Source organism: Spiribacter sp. 1M189, from assembly GCF_040838345.1.
Classification (GTDB): domain Bacteria; phylum Pseudomonadota; class Gammaproteobacteria; order Nitrococcales; family Nitrococcaceae; genus Spiribacter; species Spiribacter insolitus.
Window position 1 is genome coordinate 1,924,548 of record NZ_JBAKFF010000001.1, and the last position, 20,201, is coordinate 1,944,748.

The following is a 20,201-nucleotide window of genomic DNA, read 5'->3' on the forward strand; positions in this document are numbered from 1 at the left end:
AATTCATGAAGGACGCATCCCGGCAGGATCAGCCGGAGATCAAACGCATCCTGCAGTCCGCGAAATCCGGTTTCGTGGCGGTGGGCGTGTTCAGCCTGTTCATCAACCTGCTGATGCTGGTCCAGCCGTTCTACATGCTGCAGGTCTTCGACCGCGTCCTGCGCTCGCGCAGCACCGAGACGCTGCTCTTCCTGAGCCTGGTGGTGCTGGGGCTTTTCATCCTCATGGGCATCCTCCAGTTCATCCGCTCGCGCATCCTGGTGCGGGTGGGCGTGGCCCTGGACGAGCGCCTCGGCGGCCGGCTCTTCGATGCCATGTTCCGCAACTCGCTGCGCCAGCGCGGCGGCGGCAGCCCCCAGGCCATCGACGATCTCTCCAACGTCCGCCAGTTCCTGACCGGGCCGGGCATCCTCGCGCTCTTCGATGCCCCCTGGATGCCGGTCTATCTGGGCGTGATGTTCCTGTTCAACACCTGGCTCGGCATCTACGGCGTCGCCTGTACCCTGATCATCGGCGCGCTCACCTGGGCCAACGAGGTCTTCACCCGCGCGCCGCTCGCCAAGGCCAACGAGGCCAACCGCAACGCCCGGCGCTTCGCCGGCGACAACCTGCGCAACGCCGAGGTGATCCACGCCATGGGCATGGAGACCGCGGTCCGCGACCGCTGGCTGGCCCGCCAGGCCCGCACCATCAACGGCCAGGCCTTCGCCAGTGACCGTGCCGGCGTGTTCAGCAACGCCAGCCGTGTGTTCCGCTTCATGGCCCAGGCCTTCGCCTACGGCATCGGCGCGCTGCTGGTGCTGCAGGGGCAGATGAGCGGCGGCATGATCATCGCCTGTGCCATTCTCATCGGCCGTGCGCTGGCGCCGCTGGATCAGATCACCGGCGCCTGGCGCCAGATCCAGCAGGCCCGCGAGAGCTATGACCGCCTCACCAAGCTCTTCGACGGCTTCCCGGAGCAGCCCCGGCACACCTCGCTGCCGGCGCCCCAGGGCAGGCTCCAGCTCACCAACGTGCTGGCCGCCCCGCCGGGGACGCGGAACCCGGTGCTGCGCGGCGTCGCCTTCAACGTCGAGCCCGGCGAGGGCCTTGGCGTGATCGGCCCCAGCGCCGCGGGCAAGTCCTCGCTGGTGCGGGTCATCCTGGGTATCTGGCCGCTGCTGAACGGCTCGGTGCGCCTGGATGGCGCCGATGTCGATCAGTACAACCGCGACGAGATCGGTCCCTATATCGGCTATCTGCCCCAGGACATCGAGCTCTTCGAGGGCACGGTTTCTCAGAACATCGCCCGATTCGGCGAGGCGGATGATGAGTCTATCGTGGCGGCTGCCAAGTTGGCCGGGGCCCACGAGATGATCCTGCAGCTGCCGGATGGCTACGACACGGCGGTCGGCGTGGGGGGCAATACGCTCTCCGCCGGCCAGCGTCAGCGCGTGGGGCTGGCCCGGGCGCTCTTTGGCACGCCGCGTCTGGTGATTCTCGACGAGCCCAACTCCAACCTGGATGACGCCGGCGAACAGGCCCTGACCGGCGCGGTCCAGCGACTGAAGGCCCAGGGCGTGACGGTGCTGGTGGTCACCCACCGCCGCAGCATCCTCGCCCAGATGGACAAGCTCCTGGTCCTCCAGCAGGGCCAGGTCGCCGCCTTCGGCGCACGCGACGAGGTGCTCTCGCGCCTGCAGTCCAACACCGCCCAGCCGCTGCGCGTGGCCGGCGGCCAGCAGAACAAGGGAGCGCCGCAATGAAGTCGCTCAAGGAACGCTCTGGCGGACAGAGCGCGGATGGCGAGCTCATCCCAGCACAGACCGACCCGCGCCAGCAGGCCGCCCAGGCCGATGGCGTGCCGGTGGCCTCGGGCAATTACCGCCGCTACACCCTGATCGGCACGCTGGTGCTGGTGCTTGGCTTAGGCGGTTTTCTGGTCTGGGCGGCCACCGCGCCGCTCGCCAGTGCGGTGATCTCCAACGGCCAGGTGGTCATCGAGGGTTATCGCAAGACGCTGCAGCACCTCGAGGGCGGCATCATCGAGCAGATCAACGTCGAAGAGGGCCAGACGGTTGAAAAGGGTGAGGTGCTGGTCACGTTTGACGGCACCCAGGCCCGCTCGGACCTGGCCGTGGTGGAGAGCCGCCTGCTCACCGCACTCGGCCAGCGCGCGCGGCTGCGGGCTGAGCGGGATGGCGAGTCGCGCTGCGACTTCCCCGAGGCCCTGACCGAGGCGGAGGACAGCGCCAAGGCCGCCGAGATCATGGCCAACCAGCGCGCCATCTTCACCGCCCGGCAGCGGGCCCTGGAGACGGATCTCAGCCTCCGCGCCCAGCGCATCGACGAGTTCGAGGAACAGATCCGCGGGCTGCAGTCGCGGCTCACCGCGGTGGAGTCGCAGATCGCCTCGTTCACCGAGGAGGTGGACGAGTGGTCGGGGCTGGTGGAAGACCAGCTCGCCGACAAGCAGTCGCTGCGCGATGCCCGCCGGCGGCTGGATGAATACCGCGGCGAGCGCGGCCGGCTGATATCGGATATCGCCGGCATCCGCGCCCAGATCGCCACCACGCGCATGGAGCGCAGCCTCCGCCAGGAGGAATACGACCAGGAAGTGGCCACCCGCCTGGGCGAGGTCCAGGAGCGCATCCTCGATGCCCGAGCCCGCATCAGCGCCCTGCGTGACAAGCTCTCGCGCACCGTGGTGACGGCTCCCATCAACGGCTCGGTGGTGGGCCTCAAGGTGCACACCGTGGGCGGCGTGGTGAGCCCCGGCGAGGCGCTCATGGACATCGTCCCGCAGCAGCGCCGGCTGCTGGTGGATGCCCGCGTGCCGCCGGACAAGATCGACGACGTGCGCGTCGGCCAGGCTACGGACCTCAGCTTCCCGGCGCTGAACACGCTTTTCATCAACAATATCCAGGGCGATGTGGTCTCGGTGTCGGCGGATGCGCTCAACGACCAGCAGAACAACGAGAGCTACTACCTGGCCCGAATCCGCGTGAACCAGGCCGGTGTCGAGGCGCTGCAGCAGGAGAACTTCCAGCTCGAGCCCGGCATGCCGGTACAGGCCTTCATCAAGACCGGCTCGCGCAGCTTCCTCGCCTATCTCGTCAAGCCCTTCAGCGAAATGGCGTCGAGGGCCTTCCGTGAGAATTGATCGCCGGGCACCGTCCGCCTCGCGCGCCGTGCTGGCCTGCCTGCTGGCACTGGGCCTCTCGGGTGCGGCGATGGGGCAGTCCGCCGATGGGGCCGAACCCGCCGAGCCGCTGGGCCTTTTCCAGGCCTACCAGTCGGCGCTGGATTACGCCCCGGTCATCGACGAGCGCCGCGCGCTGGTGGATGCCGGCGAGCAGGTGGTGGACCAGGCCAAGGCCCTGCGGCTGCCCAACATCTCGGCCGACGCCCGCTACACCGATGCCCGCTACGAGACCGGTGATGTGCGCATCAACCCGCAGACCGGTGCCCGCGAGGACGTCCTCACGACCAACCGCAAGACCAGCTACAACTACGGCATCAATCTGACCCAGCCGCTCTACGACCGGGGCGTGTCCACCGGCCTCGCGGAGGCCCGCGCCCGGCGCGAGGTGGCGGGAGCCGAGCTCAGCGCGACCCGCCAGGCGCTGGCCGCACAGGTGGCCCAGGCCTACCTGCGCGTCCTGCGGGCCCGGGCGACCCGCTCGCTGGCCCAGGCCGAGGCCCAGGCCTACCGCGCCCGTTGGGACCAGATGGAACGCCGACTCGAGCGCAGCCTGGCAAGCCGGGTGGATGTGCTGGATGCCAGGGTGCGTTTCGAGACCGCGCTCAGTGACATCGCCCGGGCCAGCAACGAGCTGGACGCCGCCCGCCTGGGCCTTGAGCGCCTCACCGGCCGCAATCCGCAGACCCTGCTCTCGGCGAAGCCCGAGTCCATGCCACTCACCGACACGCCCACCGATGATCGGGTCGCGCAGTGGCTGGAAGAGGCCGGTCGGGCCAACCCCACCGTCGCGGTGGAGCGCGAGCGCCTGATGCGCGCCAGCGAGACCATCGCCGTGCGTCAGGCCGAGCGTTTTCCGCGCCTATCGCTGGAGGCCCGGTACAGCGACACCAATGCCACCGATCAGCTGATCCAGGGCGAGGATGCCCGGGTGCTGGTGCGGCTGCAGATGCCGCTATTCAGCGGCGGCGGGCTGACCGCCGGGGTGGACGAGGCCCGGGCCCGGCGCATGGCCCAGTCCGCGGCCCTGGAGGATGCCCAGCGCCAGGCGGTGATCGACACCCGCGCGGCGGTCAATGAACTGCGTAATGCCCAGCGCCGCATCCGCGTCTCGCGCCAGGCCCTGACCACCGCCGAGGCGCAGGTCGAGGCCAGCGAAGAGGGCCTGGAGGTCGGCGTGCGCGATCTGGTCGAGGTGCTCGACGCCCGCGCCCAGCTCTTCAGCATCCGGCGGGATCTGGCCGAGGCCGCCTACGACTACCTCATCGCGCAGGTCCGCCTGCGGACCACCACCGGCGAGTTCCAGCCCGGCGACCTGCGTGAGCTGGACCGGCGTTATCTGGACGAGGTGGTGGCGCTCCAGATGGGCGATGAATAAGGGCGATTTCGATACGCCTCAGTCCAGATCGGTGCTGAGCGGCGTCAGGCTCATCAGAACCCATCCCGAATTGGATTATGACGCGCTGGAGCGCGAAATCGACCGCCGCTTGAACCGATCGGTCGGCGTCGGGCAACCGCATGCCGGCCCACCCAGCATCACGCAGTCAGCAGCAAGATCCTCACTCCTGCGCGGGATCGTTTCCCGCCTGGTGGCGACCCGCTTCATGCGCGAGGAGCTTGCGGCGTATCCGCGACTCTACCGAGCGGTTCGACGGCTCTATCACGGGGTGCGAAAGGCCCAGTGAAAAGCATCACCGCCATCCACCAGTTCTCGGTGTCCTGTTCGCCGGGGGACGGCATCAGCAACAGCATGTTATTCATCCAGCGACTGCTGCGCGGGCGGGGTCTGGCATCCGAGATCTATGTCATGGACCGCCCTGAGTCGATGCGTGATGCGGTCAAGCTCTATGAAACCCTCGAGCCGACCCCGACCGATCTGCTGCTCATTCACCACGGTGGCGGAAACCCCGCGGCCCGCTGGCTGCAGCGGCTCCCCTGCGCCAGAGTGATGGTCTACCACAACATCACGCCGGAGCGGTTTTTCCCGGCCGACGATCCCCTGCGGCAGACCCTTGCTTACGGCCGTGAGCAGCTGATCGATTGGAAGCACTCGGTCAACGGGACGATTGCCGTGTCTCCCCGGAACCACGTCGAACTCATGGCGGCGGGCTATCCAGCGGAGAAAACCGCCACCATTCCGCTTCTGGTCGATCTCGAGCGGTTTAGTAGGACAACCTCGAGGGAGAGGGTACGGCAGCAGAACAACGCCCGGCAGTTACTGTTTGTAGGCCGTTTGGTGCCGCATAAAAACCCACAAGGCCTTATTGCCATGCTGGCGGAGCTGACGCATATGACCGACCAGTCGGTCCGCCTCACCCTCGTGGGAGAGGGAAGTCCTACCACGATCGCGGCGCTGTATGATCTGGCAGCACGGCTTCGGGTATCGGATCAGGTCGAGATCACCGGCAAGGTGAGTGATGAACGTCTGGTAACGCTCTACTCCGAGGCCGATCTCTATGTAAGCATGAGCGAGCATGAGGGGTTCGGCATGCCGCTTGTCGAAGCGATGATGCACGAGGTTCCGATCGTCGCCTATGCCGCCCCTGAGAGCGGCATTGCCGATACCGTCGAAGGCGGGGGCTTGCTCCTCAATCGCGCCGACCCTGCCATCGTTGCGGCCACGGCGGCGGCAGTGCTGGACGACGTCGAGCTGCAAGGGCAGGTGATCGCGGCACAGAAAACCCGGCTCAAGGCACTCCAACCCGACCGCCTTGAGCAACAACTGGTAGATTTCCTACGGTCGGTTGGACTTGATCCGGGCGCTGGCAAAGAGCCCGGCCCTGCGTACAATTCGGGGGATGGATAACGCAGTGACCGCAATCTACGGAGCTGGGGCAGCGCGCGCCAAACACCAGGTGGCCGGATGACCGCGCTCCGTTCCCTGGAACCATTCTCGGCCCGCGTTCGCAACCTTTGGGCCTACCGATATTTCGTTGCCAGCTCGGTGCGCAACGAGTTGGTTGCCTCTCTGACGCGCAGCCGGCTGGGAATCTTCTGGCTCTTTGCCCAGCCACTCAGCCTGGTGATTATTTATGCCCTGATCCTATCGAATGTCCTTTCGGCGAAGCTGCCGGGTGTCGAGGGGCAATATGCCTATGCGATCTACCTCACCTCCGGGATTCTCGCTTGGACGCTGTTCAGCGACGGGGTCAGTCGTGGGACGACGCTGTTCATCGACAGCGCCGATCTCATGAAGAAGCTGAGTTTCCCGAGGGTGGCACTGCCTGCCGTGATGCTGGGGACGATGATCGTACAGAACTTCCTGTTCCTGCTTGTGGCCCTTGGGGTGTTCCTGCTCCTTGGGCACACATTCTCCCTTGCCATGCTCTGGGTGCCGGTGCTGATGATATTGTTCGGGGGGTTCGGGGCCGGAATCGGGCTGGTCTGCGGAGCGATCAATGTCTTTGTCCGCGATGTGGGCCAACTCATCCCGATCCTGCTTCAGTTCGCCTTCTGGTTCACGCCCATCGTCTATCCCATCACGATCATCCCGGCGTCCTATCAGGGACTGTATGACCTGAACATCATGTACTGGTTCGTCTCGGCGTATCACGACACCATCGTCTACGGCAGGGTCCCGGATGCGAACCAGTTCCTGGTGATGGCCGTGGCCTGTCTGGTGGCCGTGCTGGCGGCGGGCTTCCTTTTCCGTCGCGCCTCTCCCGAGATGGTGGATGTGCTGTGAGCGAGATCCGGGTCAGAAACCTCAGCAAGGGCTTTCGGCAGTACAAGTCCGAGTGGCACCGGATCGCCAACTGGCTTTATCTCAACCGTGCACCGGCAAAGACATTCTGGGCCGTGCAGGATATCTCCATCGATGTGTCGCCCGGCGAGGCGGTCGGCATTATCGGCCGCAATGGCGCGGGTAAGAGTACGCTTCTGAAACTCCTCACCGGTACCATGACCCCCAGCACGGGCGAGATCCAGATCGGTGGCCGCGTCAGCGCACTGCTGGAGCTCGGCATGGGGTTCAACCCGGAGCTCACCGGCCGGGAGAATGTCTACCACGCCTCCAGCCTGCAGGGCTTTGATCGCGGCCAGATCGACGGGCGTATTGATGCGATCGAGGCGTTCGCTGAGATCGGCACCTACTTTGATGCGCCGGTGCGCACCTACTCGAGCGGCATGCAGGTTCGCGTCGCATTCGCCGTGGCGACGGCGTGGCGGCCGGATGTGCTGATCGTTGATGAGGCCCTGTCGGTTGGCGATACCTATTTCCAGGCCAAGAGCTTTGACCGCATCCGCGCCTTCCTCGCCGAGGGAACGACCCTTCTGCTGGTCTCCCATGACCGGGCGGCCGTGCAGGCGCTATGCAGCGTCGCCTACCTGCTGGAGGACGGACGGATTCGCACCCACGGCGATCCCAAAACCGTTTTCGAGTACTACAACGCCACACTGAGCGAGCGCGACGGGGTGGCTACCGCCATTGAGCAGCAGGCCGATGAATCCGGCGAGGTGGTGACCCGGTCCGGAGATGCAGCGGCGCGGATTCACTCGGTGTGCCTGATGAACGATAACGACATGGAAGTGGATCTGCTTCAGGTCGAGCAGCGCGCCAGGCTATGCATCACCGCTGGGGTAGTGCAGGACATTCCGGAGATGGTGGTGGGGTTCGTGATCCGCGACCGGCTCGGGCAGCCGGTTTTCGGGACGAACAGCGCCTATAATGAACAGGTGACCGAGGGGCTGAGCGCGGGAGCGAGGGTCACGGCGGCTTTTGAATTTCCAGCGAATCTGGGCGAGGGCGGGTATGTGGTGAGCATTGCGCTGCATGCCGGTTTCGATCATACCCAGCGCTGCTACGACTGGTGGGACGGCGCGATTACCTTTGAGGTGGTGAACTCGGCCCTGCCGAAATTCTCTGGCTCGGCCTGGCTCCCGACGAACATTACGGTGATGGTCGATGACTGATGCATCGCTTTTCTATCGTTGGTTTGAGGATCGATACCGCGGGTCGCGGGAACTGATCCTCGAGCGGCTTCGCGGATATACGCCTTACCTGAAGGTCCTGAAACGCCGACATGGGAAGGCGGCTCAGGCGCTGGATCTGGGGTGTGGCCGTGGCGAGTGGCTGGAAGTCCTTGGTGAGGTCGGGCTACAGGGGCGGGGTGTCGATCTGGATGCCGGTATGCTCGCGGCCTGCGAGGAGCGGGGACTCGCTGCCGAGTATGGCGATGCGATAGCCGCGCTGCGATCCTGTGAAGAGGGCTCGCTCGCGCTGGTCTCGGGGTTCCACATTGCCGAGCACCTCGAGTTCGAGGTTCTCCGGGAGTTGATCTCCGAGGCCCACCGGGCGCTCGCGAAGGGCGGCATGCTGATCCTGGAGACTCCGAACCCTGAGAACCTACGGGTAACAGCGGTCGATTTCTACATGGACCCCACCCACCAAAATCCACTGCCTCCGCGGCTACTTGCGTTCGCTGTAGAATTCTACGGATTTGATCCATGCCATGTACTACGACTGCAGGAGCCCGCTGTCGCTCACGATGCGCCGTTTCCGTCCACTTCGGAAATCTACAACTGCGCTAGCCCCGATTTTGCCGTGATAGCTGGTAAAGGTTGGTCTGCGACGATGCGCAAGCGGATCGGGGCGGCTGCTGACAAGCATGCGGGTGTAACCGCCGAAGCGCTAATGGACCGGCGTGATGCAGCTCAGCATCACCAGCGTGAGCGTATTGATTGGCGTATTGATGGTTTGTTGGAAGAGGCCCGTTCGGATCGGGAGCGAGTAGATCAGCAGCTTGCGACCTTTAGAGACGCAGTGCGCCAAGAGGCCGAAAATGATCGTCATCAACTCCTAGCGCTTGTTGAGGACACAGCCGAGCTGTCAGAGCGGTTTGCCGTGCTTGATGAGCGATTGAATGCACTCTACGACAGCCGTTCATGGAAGATCACAGCGCCGTTTCGCGCGGTCTTCGGTTTTGCGCGGGAAGTCAGGGCCGGGCGAGCGGCCCTCCCTCGCCGCACTGCCAGGCGTCTTCTGTATTCGCACCGACTTCGCAGCTTTTTGGTTAAGCATCCACGAACTTATCGGGTGCTGAGTCGACTGGTTCGAGCATTGGGCATTCACCGGTGTATGTGGGCACTCGCTGCTGAGCCGTCGGACAAGGGGGCGGAGCATTCGAGTGAGGCTTCGGAGTCCTTCGGTCAGGCTCCCGATTCACCTGCACATGACACTCTGGGGTTGCCGCGACACGCGCAGCACGTACACCGGCGCTTGAAAAGGAAGTTCGAGTAGAAGACCAATGCGCATTCTGATTGATATGCAAGGAGATCAGACGGATAGCCACTATCGTGGCATTGGGCGGTTTGTCAGAGAGCTCGTGAAGGCGCTGCCCCCCCAATATCCCGAGTATCGCTTCATCCTCCATTTCGACAGTTCGATGCCGGCCGCGGTGTGTCGGTGGCAGGAGAGTGCGATCGCCCTCTCGCCGAATGTCGAGATCTCCCGCTGGTCCATGCCACGGGGAGTTGACCGCCACCTATTCCACCATGAGCGATGGCGGGGTATCGGGGATCGCCTTTATGCCGCCGCGATCGAGCGGGCGGCGCCGGATATCATTCTGATCCCCTCGTTCTTCGAGTCGGAGGCGGTGGTCAATCTCTCGCACCTGGACCCTGCCATCCCGCGCGTTGTGCTGATGCATGATCTCATTCCGCTGGTCAATCAGCGCGAATATCTCAACGCCTGCCCCGAGACGAGGGCCGACTATCTCCGTCGTGTTGAAGAGGTGAAAAAGGCGGATCATCTCGTCTGCAACTCGGCGTTCACCGCGCGGGAGGCTGTGGAATGGCTGGATATCGAGACATCCCGGACCACGCCGATTTGGGCGGATGCAGACGCGCGGTTTCGGCCCGATGGAGATGGCGAGACGCAATCCGAAGCGCTTTTGCACGAGTACGGCGTTGAAGGGCCTTTCGTGCTCCATACCGGTGCGGTGGACCCGCGCAAGAACGTGGATCTGCTCATTCAGGCCTTCGGGCGTCTGCCCGCTGCGGTCCAGGCGACCCAGCGGCTCGTGCTCGCCGGTCCCATCTCGGGCGCTGAGCGTGATGCCCTTGCCGCCTCCGCAAGACGACACGGAGTGCCCGCCGATGCGCTCGTCGTGTTGGGCCATGTCAGCGATGAATTACTGGTCGCGCTGTATAACGGTTGTTCGGCGTTTGTTTTCCCCTCCCGCCATGAAGGCTTCGGACTGCCGGCGTTGGAGGCCATGCGCTGCGGTGCGCCTGTCCTCGCGGCCAACGCCACGAGCCTTGTCGAAGTGGTCGCTGATGAAGCGGCGCTGTTCGACCCGGATGATCCCCAGGCACTCGCCGAGAAGCTTGAGCGGGTCCTGACGGATCCGGAGTGGCGGGCAGAACGCTTGGCCGCGGCGCAGGCGCAAGCCGAGCGCTTTTCCTGGGATCGTACGGCCACCCTGACCATGGGTGTGCTGGAGCATCTCGTATCGGCCGAGGACAACCCGCGGCGGCGCGCAGACCCTACTAAGGTATCCGACAGGGACGGTAAGCCACGCCTTGCATTTGTCTCGCCCCTGCCGCCCGCCCATACCGGGATCGCGAACTACAGCGAGGAGCTCCTGCCGGCGCTCGCCGAGCACTATGATGTAACCCTGGTCACGGATGAGCCGGTGGTCAGTGACACGCTGATCGAGGCATTCGGTCAACCGCTGGATCCGGATGGCCTGCGCGAGGCGGCATCAACATTCGACCGTGTTCTCTACCAGGTTGGGAATTCTCCGTTCCATAGCTTCATGGCCGATCTGATGGATGCGGTGCCCGGTGTGGTCGTGATGCATGATGCCTGCATTGGTGGGCTCTGGTTTGGTGAGCCGGCGCAGTTCCAAACCCCGATTGATGGCGCGGGGGAGGGAGCGCCCTGGGCCCAGGCGGTGCGCGTGTCGCACGGCGTGAGTGCGGTGGCGGATGCGCTCGGCATGACCCGATCCGAGTTCATCGATCAATACCCTGCCAGCTGGCCGATCATCGAGCGGGCTCGTGGCGTGATCGTTCATTCCCGCCACGCCCGAGAACTCTTCGAGCGTCATTATGCGCCAGACGCAGCAGGACATTGGGCGGTGATCCCGCATTTGCGGGCCCTGCCACAGGAGGCCGACCGCGATGCAGCCAGAGAGCGGCTCGGACTAGCGCCAGATGCGTTCATCATTGCAAGCTTCGGGATGGTCGCGCCGACCAAACGCTGCAAGACCCTCCTCGAGGCCTGGATGGACAGCAGGCTCGCCGGTGATCATCGCTGCCAGCTGGTCTTCGCCGGGCCCCTGGATCTGGGCGAATACGGCGCCGCACTGATGGAGATGGCGTCCTCGCCTGGGGCCGGAAACGTGCGTTTCACCGACCGCCTCACCGACGAGGCCTTCGCGGACTGGCTGGCGGCGGCGGATGTCGCGGTGCAGCTGCGCGGCGAGTCTCGGGGCGAGACCTCGGGTGCCGTTAGCCATGCCATGGCCCATGGGCTCCCCGTACTAGTGAACATGCACGGGTCGATGGCGGAACTGCCTGACGACGCGGTCTATAAGATTGATGATCCGATTGAATCGGATGTGCTGATACGGGCGCTGGAGACCCTATACGACGACGCGGAGCTTCGCGAGCGCCTGGGTAGAGCGGCGAGAGCGCTGATCGCGACAGACCATGCCCCGGCCGCCTGCGCGGCTGAGTATTCTGAGACACTCGAGCGCGCCTATGCCCGGAACCGATGCTCGGCGGATGGTCTGGTCGATGCGCTGGATGCGGAGGTCATCCAGCGCCTTGGCGAGGCAGATCAAGAGCGCCTCGCTACCGCTATTGCGACGACGCTGCCGATCGGACATCCACGTAAGCGGCTCTTCGTGGATGTCACTGCCACCGCGGCAACCGATCGAATGACCGGCATTGAGCGGGTGGCTCTGCGCCTGGTCGAATCCTGGCTCGCCGACCCGCCGGAGGGCTTTCGCATTGAGCCGGTGCGGTTGGTGGAAAGCGAGGGTGAGTGGCGATACGTCACCGCGATGGATTGGATGCGCCGCATTACCGGTGATGATCTCGTCGGGCTGGGAGACGAGGTAGTGGATCCCGGCCCGGGGGACGTCCTCGGCATTGTCGACATCAGTGGCCAGCAGCTGGTGGAGGCGGTGGACAGCGGGCTTCATCAGCAGCTTCGTGCCGATGGCTGTCCAGTCTTTGCCATCGTGTACGACATCCTGCCGGTCACGCATCCCCGTTGTTTCCCGCCGGGTGCGGATGCAACCCATCAGCGTTGGCTGGAAGCGATCTCCGCATTCGACGGGATTTTCGGTATCTCGCAAACGGTGCGCAATAACGCCCGCGGATGGTTGTCGGAAAACCGGCCGGAGCGCGTTGGGGTCATCAAGACTGGCCACTTTGCGCTGGGCACGGATCACATCGCGACGAGTGAGGTGGGGGATGAGCCGCCACCCAACCTCGAGCTGCCCACCGACCGACGCCTTTTCATCACCGTTGGCACCATCGAGCCGCGCAAACGCCATCATCAGGTTCTGGACGCTTTCGAATGTCGCTGGGCGGCCGGTTCAACGGATTGCCTCGTGATCGTGGGCAAAGAGGGCTGGCAGGAACTACCGGACAGCCATCGACGGGACATCCCGGAGACGGTCAAGCGGCTGACCGGCCACCGTGAGCTCGGCCAACGCCTGTTCTGGCTGGACGGATTGAGCGATTCGGAGCTTGACACGCTATACCACCAGGCCACTGGTCTGATCGCCGCCTCGGAGGACGAGGGGTACGGGCTGCCGGTGGTCGAGGCGGCGGCGCGCGGGATGCCGATTCTGGCGCGGGATATACCGGTTTTTCGCGAGGTGGCGCCGGCCGGAACGCAGTTTTTCAGCGCGATGGATGGCGAAACGCTGGCGTATGCGCTCCAAATGTGGATGACAGAACAAGTCGTCGATTCCGCAGGAGCGGAGCCGGTAGCGGTGTTGTGGCGGGACAGTGCCCGGGAGCTCTGGTCGCAGGTCGCGGGCATTGCCACGAACTGAGAGCATGTCTGCGTCGGGCGTTATAGGGTAGGGGGATTTTCAAATGTTTGGCTGGCATGCGGCCCGCAGACCGTCGTCCGAGCGTCGCCGCGTATTTGATCGCATCGACAATGAGAGCGACTGGGTAATTGGCGCGGAGCATATAACTGCAGCGCTGGATAGCGGCCTGGATGCGCTGCCGCGAACTGTTGCTCATGGTTTCTGATCCCGCCACTCAACAGCTGCTGGACATCCTGGATGGCCTCTGGACGCAGCTCCCGGCCGAGGTGAAGGCCTACGGCGACGCCCGGTGGCCAAGGGGAAGCCATGTAGCTTTGGGCTGGCCATACTCTCAGATCATGGTCATCCCCTCGCTGCGGCTGATGTATGTGCCCATTGCCAAGAACGCCTGCTCCACCCTGAAGCGTATGATGCTGGATCTGGCGGGGTTTCCGGCGGACTCGGCCGCGCAGGCGCATGTGCATGAATGCCTTGACTTCTATCAAACGGGCTTGCAGCTAAAGGACTGGCCTAGAGAGGATGTCGAGCGGTTTCTGACGGAGCCAAGGTGGTTCCGCTTTGTCGTGATGCGGGATCCGCTCGAGCGGCTTGTCAGCGCTTATCTGGAGAAGTTCGTTCGCAATCGGCTGCTACCGGGCAACCGGGTGCACACGGCGCCTGTGGTCGCGGCTATGCAATGTACTGATGCTCCAGACCTCGCCAGGGGTATCACCTTTCGACAGTTCGCCGAATATGTCGCTGCGACGCCCGCTGGTCTCCTCGACCCGCACTGGCGGCCGCAATGCTTATGTGTGCCCGAGCAGGATGTTCAGATTGTCGGCTTCCAGATCGATCAGATTGATCAGCTAAAGAGTGATTTAAGGGCCTGGTGTGGCTGTATGCCGGTGGTGGGTCACCACAACAGGACGACAATAGAAAAGCGGGCCCCTCAGCGCGGCGGGCTCGCAGACCATCTACCAAAGCACCTTGATCCGATCGAGTCTATCTGTGCTCAGGCGTTGCTCGATAGCGGCATTGAGCATGTGTTGTGCGGGCACGCGTGACTCGGTCAAACAACGACTTGGGCCTGTGGGTCACAGACCCAAGCCGTTGTTTGGCGCCGGTCACACCTTTTTCGGCTGATCCTGGATATGTGTTGAATCGTCATAAAACCTTAGGCATAGTCTCAAGCAGTCTGCGAAAAGCGCGGGATACTTTGTTGTAGAGCTTCACAGCTGTAAGCTCTGCGGCACTAACCGGTAACAATGTTGGTCGGAGGAAAGCCAAGATGGCGATCACCCAAGAGATCCGAACAGATATCATCGAACTTTATGTGGGGCTGCTGGGTCGTGCCCCTGATCGGGACGGCCTGAGTTTTTGGGCTAATGGCTATGTAACCCGCGTGGATTCGGGCGATTCGCCTGAAGAGGCGATCAAGTCGATCGCCCAGGATATGTTCCAGAGCCAGGGTGCGAGCACCTACTATCCTGCTTTCCTCTCCAACGAGGAGATAGTGCGGCAGTTCTATGAGAATGTTCTGGGTCGCGGTCCGGATCAGCAGGATCAGGAAGGAATCGATTTTTGGACGGCGGCGCTGGACAGCCGACCAGCCGGTGACGTCATCGTTGATATGATCAACGCGGCGCTTAACCCTGTCCGCGAGGATCCGCTGCGGCTAGAGACCAAGCAGCTGCTTGAGAACAAAGTCGCTGTTGCCGATTACTACGGTACGGAAGTCAGCGAGGCAGGGACTCCGAGTCAGGAAGATATCAAAGTCTCCACCGACCTCATTGATGCGGTGACGGTTGACACTGACACCTCAACGCCTGCCGCGGTGAAGCAGTTCGTCGACGCAGAAGTTGCGAAGGACACCGACCCGACTTTTACTCTCACTACAAGTGCGCAGTCCGTCGATGAGGGCGGATCGGTCATCTTCAACCTCCAGACTACCAACGTCGCCGCTGGCACCGAGTACTCCTATGAAATTTCGGGCGTCGACGCTGCCGACCTGACTAGCCCGCTCACCGGTACCGTCACGATTGATGCCGACGGCAAGGCGAGCATCGCCGTCGATGTGGCCGAAGACGCGGTTATCGCCGAGACCGAGACACTGTCGCTCGAGGTTGCGGGTCAGACGGCCGACGTGACCGTCAGCGAGCTCACGCCGACGTTCGAGCTCTCTGCAAGCGCTGATTCGGTCGACGAGGGCAACTCGGTTGTCTTCACGCTCAATACCACGAATGTTGGCGAAGGGGTTTCCTACAACTACGAGATCACCGGTGTTCAGGGTGCGGATCTGAATACGCCGCTCACCGGCACGGTGACTACGGACGCCAATGGCCAGGCCACCCTCGCCGTCGAGGTCGCAGAGGATGCGGAGCTTGATGAGAGCGAGACGATGGAGCTCACGGTGGCGGGTGAGTCCACCTCTGTGACGGTTAATGAAACGACACAGCCGGACCTCAGCCTCACGGCAAGCACCGAGTCGCTCTTCGAGGGTGAGTCGGTGACTTTCACGCTTACCGACGCCAACCAGGTGGTCAATGGGGACTCCTACACCTACACCATCTCCGGTGTGCAGGCGGCGGATATCGACGGTGCACTGAGTGGCACCATGACGGTCGGCGATGACGGCAAGGCGGCTGTCACGGTCACGGTCGCAACGGATGCCCAGATTGAAGATCCCGAGACTCTGACCTTCGAGGTCGACAGCCTTCAGGCACAGGTCACGGTCAACGATGTTGATCCGGTCGGTGAGACGTTCCAGCTCACCACCGGGATCGATGTGCTCGCCCCCAATGCGAGCGATGCGAATGACCGCACCACCCAAGGCGATGACACGATCGTCGCGGTGAACGACGAGTACAACACCGGCGATAACATCAATGCCGGCGAAGGAACTGATCGGCTCAACTACACGGTGAACGCGGACAACCCGGATCAGGACGTCGTGTTGACCAGTGTTGAGCAGGTCTACGCCCGGGTGATTGACACCGATGGCGAGACGATCAATGCCGCAGATTGGGATTCTGATCTCAGCCAGGTCTGGTATGACCGCGGCACGGAGGACCTGAGCGTCGAGAACGTCGGTTCGATCGTGACCGCCGGCGTGGTCGGTGGTGATGGAGATGGCGATTACACCCTGACCTACGACGCCGATGTCGTCTCTGGCAGCGAGGACGAGCAGTCGATCGTGGTTCAGGGCGCTGATGTCGGTGCGATCAATGTCGGCGGTGTCGAGACTGTCTCTGTCGCCGCCGCCGAAGCAGTCACTGCGGCGAGCAGCTACAGCCTCAGCATGGATTCCGCCGAGACGATCAATGTCTCCGGTGAGGTGGACCAGACCGTCAACGTGGACGGTCTTACTATCAATGCCACCGACATCAATGTGAGCGGAACCGGGGCGGTCAACCTCACCCTCGCCAATCAGGATGCGGCGACAGACACGGTCTCGGTCACGGGCGGTGACGGTGCTGACACCCTGGATGTGTCCGCGCACCAGGCAAGTGCCCTGTCTGTCGACGGCGGTGCCGGCAACGACACGGTCGAGGTTGGGGTTAACCTTGAGACGGACGACGTGATCTCGGGTGGCACAGGCTCGAACACGTTCTCCGTGACGGGGAACTTCACCAATAACGAGGCCGGACTTGGGAACATCACGGCGTTCGAGACGCTGGATGTGACAATGAATGCCGCGACGAATCAGCCGAACGTCGCTAATGTTTCGCTGATCAGCGGGCTCTCCACAGCGATCGCGACAACTCAACAGGGTGAGGTAGAGAGCATCACCTTTAATGGTGTCGATGGAGAGACGCTCATTGCCCGTAATATCGATGGGGCCAATGCACCGGCGGATTTCAACAGTGTCGTGATCAATCTATCCGACAGCGCCTCAGACGCGGTTGCCAACCTCACGCTGACCAACCGTGACGCGGGTAATGATCTCGATGTAGAGGCGGTTGCCACCGTCGATGTTGAGCAGCTAAACCTCGTCATCGACGATGTGGTTGGTGACGGTGTAGTTGTGGATGATCTGCAGTCCGACGGTGATCCACTTAGTACGGTGGATGTGTCTGGTAACAACGATCTGGTTATCGGCGGAGAAGATCCGATCACCGTTTCCACCTTTGATGCGTCCGATCTGAATGGGTCGCTCGATCTGACCGCAGGCGATGCAAGCCAAGCTCTTACGGGCGGCTCGCAGGCAGCGACATTCCGGTTTGATGGCAACCTCGATAGCGAAGACTCCGTGACCGGCAACAGCGGTAACGACCAGGTAGTCGCGACGATTGATAATGGAAATTCGGTTGCGCCGACCCTGAATGACATCGAGACCGTTGACCTTCAGATCAACGGCGGGACCTTCGACGGCGCCAACACGACCGGCCTTGAGACGGTCGAGCTGGATGCCCAGGGTAATCTCACCCTGCAGAATCTCGAAAATGGCGTGACGGTTAGCCAGGACGGAATCAACGGCAACCCCGGTGTCGTCTTGGGTGGCCGCGAGAATGTCGATACCGCGATTACCTTTAACAACGACGGCGCAACCGCCGATCTGGATAATGGGACGCTCAACACTAGAAACGTCACGAGCCTGACGATCACTGCCGACAGCGGCGACGACGGCAGTGGCGAGAACCTCGACTTCGACAGCCTGACCAGTGACGCCGCACTCACGAGTGCGACCTTCACGACGGCCGAAGATAATCTGACCGTGGGCGATGTGAGTGCGCCCTCGCTTGAGAGCCTGACGCTCACCGGGCGTGGCGGTGATATCGGCCTAGGCGATGTCACCGCCATTGACCCGAACGATGCCGAGGATATTTCCGACCTCAACAGCTTCACGGTGGATGCCCAAAACGGCTCCGTTGTAACGACCGGCGCAGTCGATGCATCCGGTGCCCAGGATGTCGTTGTGGACCTCGATTTCCAAGACGACTTCGGCGCATCGGAGCTGGGCGATGTTACGGCCGGTTCGATTCAGTCGATCAATGCTGACGTGCTTGACGGTGGCACTAGCCTGACCCTTGGCAATGTGACTGCCGAGGCCGGCGACATTGGCAACGTCACCGTCAACGCGGCTGACCAGTTTGACGGTGGCGACCTGGTAGCCAGCGCTGCCGTTGGCGGGAGTATCGGGAATATCGATGTGACGCTGACGGGGTCGGGTCACAATGGTGCATCCGACCTCGGTACCGTCACCGCGAATACGACCGGTTCGGTTGGCAACATCACGGTGACGAACCGTTCAGATCAGGGCTTCACCCTCGGTGCGGTCACTGCTGCAACGCTCGGCACCATCGATGTGACCGCTGAGTCCGACGTGACATTCAACACTGGCCCGGTCGCTCAGACGATCGGGGCGATCACGATCGACGTGACCGAGGGCAACACAGTCAACCTCGGTACGATCGGCGCGACCGATGGATCGCTCAACGGTGCGACGGTCGACGGCGCCGGCGACTTCGACATGACCGTTTCTGATGTTGAAACGGTTGGCAATATCGACGCAAGTGACGCAACTGGCACCGTAACCATCGACCTCGACAACGCTACTGAAAATGGCATTACCTATACCGGTGGTGCAGCGGTTGATGACTTCCTGGGTACCGGAGGCGCTGATACCGTCACCGGCGGTGTTGGGGACGATATCCTTGATGGCAACAATGGCTCGGACAGCCTCGTCGGTGGCGCCGGCAATGACAACGTCTCCGGCGGCGGCGACGATGACACCATCGAAGGGAACGCCGGCGACGATACGCTCGACGGTGGAGACGGAGACGACGACGTATCCGGGGGTACCGGCAACGACTCCATCGTGGGTGGCGCAGGTGCCGACAGTCTCGACGGTGGAACGGGTATCGACACCATTGATGGCGACGCAGGTAATGATGTCATCACCGGCGGCCTCAACGCCGACTCCCTGGTCGGTGGTGACGACGATGACGTGTTCGTCTACAACAATCTCAACGAATTCGTTGATGGCGAGACGGTTGACGGTGGCACCGGGAACGATGCCATTCGCCTTAACACCACTGGCACCTTCGACTTCTCGAACATCAACGTTTCGAGCGTTGAGGAGGTTGAGCTCAACGCGGGTGACAGCGATGTCACGCTGAGTCTGGTGGATAACGGCGACGACTTCAGCGGTGATGCCGCGGTTGAGGTCTCGAACACCACCGGGACAGCGTTCACCAGCAACCTCACCCTTACCGCAGGAAGCGAAGGGGTCAACGTTACCTCGGCCGACTTCGACGGCGATGACGTGATGACCGGCAGCACTGCTGCAGACTTCCTGCAGGGCGGAGCGGGGAACGACAGCCTGACGGGTAATGATGGCAACGATTCGTTCATCGGCGGAGCGGGTGTTGACACGATCACCGGTGGTATCGGCAACGATGAAGTCTTTGGTGATGCCGGTGCTGATGTGATCGATACAGGGGGCGGCGACGACACCATCGGCTACAACAGCGATGCCGAGCTCTTCAACGCGGACGGTACGCTGGTCGATGCTCAGGTCGACGGTGGCCTTAACACCGACAGCCTCCAGCTCGACAGCACAAGCGGTGTCTTCACGATTGAGACCACTGACAACGTGCAGAGCATCCTGAACGTGGAGCAGATCACCGCGGTTGCATCGGAGAATGCTTACAGCATCACGCTGAGCGACCTGGTCGCGAATAACTCGGCATTCGGCACGGTCGACCTTTCGGGTGACAGCAATGCAACCGGCGATAACGTCATCGACGTATCGGCTGAGGATACGGTGGCATACACCCTCACCGGTTCCGCCGGCGCTGATCAGATCACCGGCGGTGGAGGCAACGACACCATCACTGGTGGTGCGGGCGCTGACGAGTTGACGGGTGGTGATGGAGATGACCGTTTCGTATTCACTACCGGCGATGTCGCCGCGGGCGAGACGGTGACGAACACCAATGGTACGGCCACGCTCACCAACGCCGGTAACGGTAGCGTTGACTTCACTGAGCTCAGTGACGGGGACGGCGGTTCGCTAGACCAGG

Annotated in this window: 11 protein-coding genes; all 11 read left to right on the plus strand. The window is 62.9% G+C overall.

What is annotated here, in order from left to right; translation table 11 throughout:
* Positions 1–5 precede the first annotated feature (5 nt).
* On the plus strand, positions 6–1,745 hold the full coding sequence (locus V6X30_RS09710; RefSeq protein ID WP_367984485.1) for a type I secretion system permease/ATPase: 1,740 nt from the start codon (positions 6–8) through the stop codon (positions 1,743–1,745).
* On the plus strand, positions 1,742–3,142 hold the full coding sequence (locus V6X30_RS09715) for an HlyD family type I secretion periplasmic adaptor subunit (protein WP_367984486.1): 1,401 nt from the start codon (positions 1,742–1,744) through the stop codon (positions 3,140–3,142). Before V6X30_RS09710 ends, V6X30_RS09715 begins: the two co-directional genes overlap by 4 nt.
* Positions 3,132–4,559, plus strand: a complete 1,428-nt coding sequence (locus V6X30_RS09720; RefSeq protein ID WP_367984487.1) for a TolC family outer membrane protein — start codon at positions 3,132–3,134, stop codon at positions 4,557–4,559. Before V6X30_RS09715 ends, V6X30_RS09720 begins: the two co-directional genes overlap by 11 nt.
* On the plus strand, positions 4,552–4,866 hold the full coding sequence (locus tag V6X30_RS09725; RefSeq protein ID WP_367984489.1) for a hypothetical protein: 315 nt from the start codon (positions 4,552–4,554) through the stop codon (positions 4,864–4,866). The genes V6X30_RS09720 and V6X30_RS09725 overlap by 8 nt, the downstream gene beginning before the upstream one ends.
* Positions 4,863–5,987, plus strand: a complete 1,125-nt coding sequence (locus V6X30_RS09730) for a glycosyltransferase family 4 protein (RefSeq protein ID WP_367984491.1) — start codon at positions 4,863–4,865, stop codon at positions 5,985–5,987. The genes V6X30_RS09725 and V6X30_RS09730 overlap by 4 nt, the downstream gene beginning before the upstream one ends.
* Positions 5,988–6,044: 57 nt before the next feature.
* Positions 6,045–6,866: an ABC transporter permease gene (locus V6X30_RS09735; protein ID WP_367984493.1), complete on the plus strand. Its 822-nt coding sequence runs from the start codon at positions 6,045–6,047 to the stop codon at positions 6,864–6,866.
* Complete coding sequence (locus V6X30_RS09740; RefSeq protein ID WP_367984495.1) at positions 6,863–8,092, plus strand: ABC transporter ATP-binding protein; 1,230 nt, start codon at positions 6,863–6,865, stop codon at positions 8,090–8,092. Before V6X30_RS09735 ends, V6X30_RS09740 begins: the two co-directional genes overlap by 4 nt.
* The gene (locus tag V6X30_RS09745; RefSeq protein WP_367984497.1) at positions 8,085–9,419 is read left to right on the plus strand and encodes a class I SAM-dependent methyltransferase; all 1,335 of its coding nucleotides are present in this window, start codon (positions 8,085–8,087) and stop codon (positions 9,417–9,419) included. The genes V6X30_RS09740 and V6X30_RS09745 overlap by 8 nt, the downstream gene beginning before the upstream one ends.
* A gap of 7 nt (positions 9,420–9,426) precedes the next feature.
* Complete coding sequence (locus tag V6X30_RS09750) at positions 9,427–13,197, plus strand: glycosyltransferase (protein ID WP_367984499.1); 3,771 nt, start codon at positions 9,427–9,429, stop codon at positions 13,195–13,197.
* Positions 13,198–13,367: 170 nt separating this feature from the next.
* Positions 13,368–14,240, plus strand: a complete 873-nt coding sequence (locus tag V6X30_RS09755; RefSeq protein WP_367984500.1) for a sulfotransferase family 2 domain-containing protein — start codon at positions 13,368–13,370, stop codon at positions 14,238–14,240.
* Between the two features lie 224 nt (positions 14,241–14,464).
* Positions 14,465–20,201, plus strand: a 5,737-nt coding sequence (locus V6X30_RS09760; protein WP_367984502.1) for a DUF4214 domain-containing protein, incomplete at its 3' end; no start/stop codon positions are given.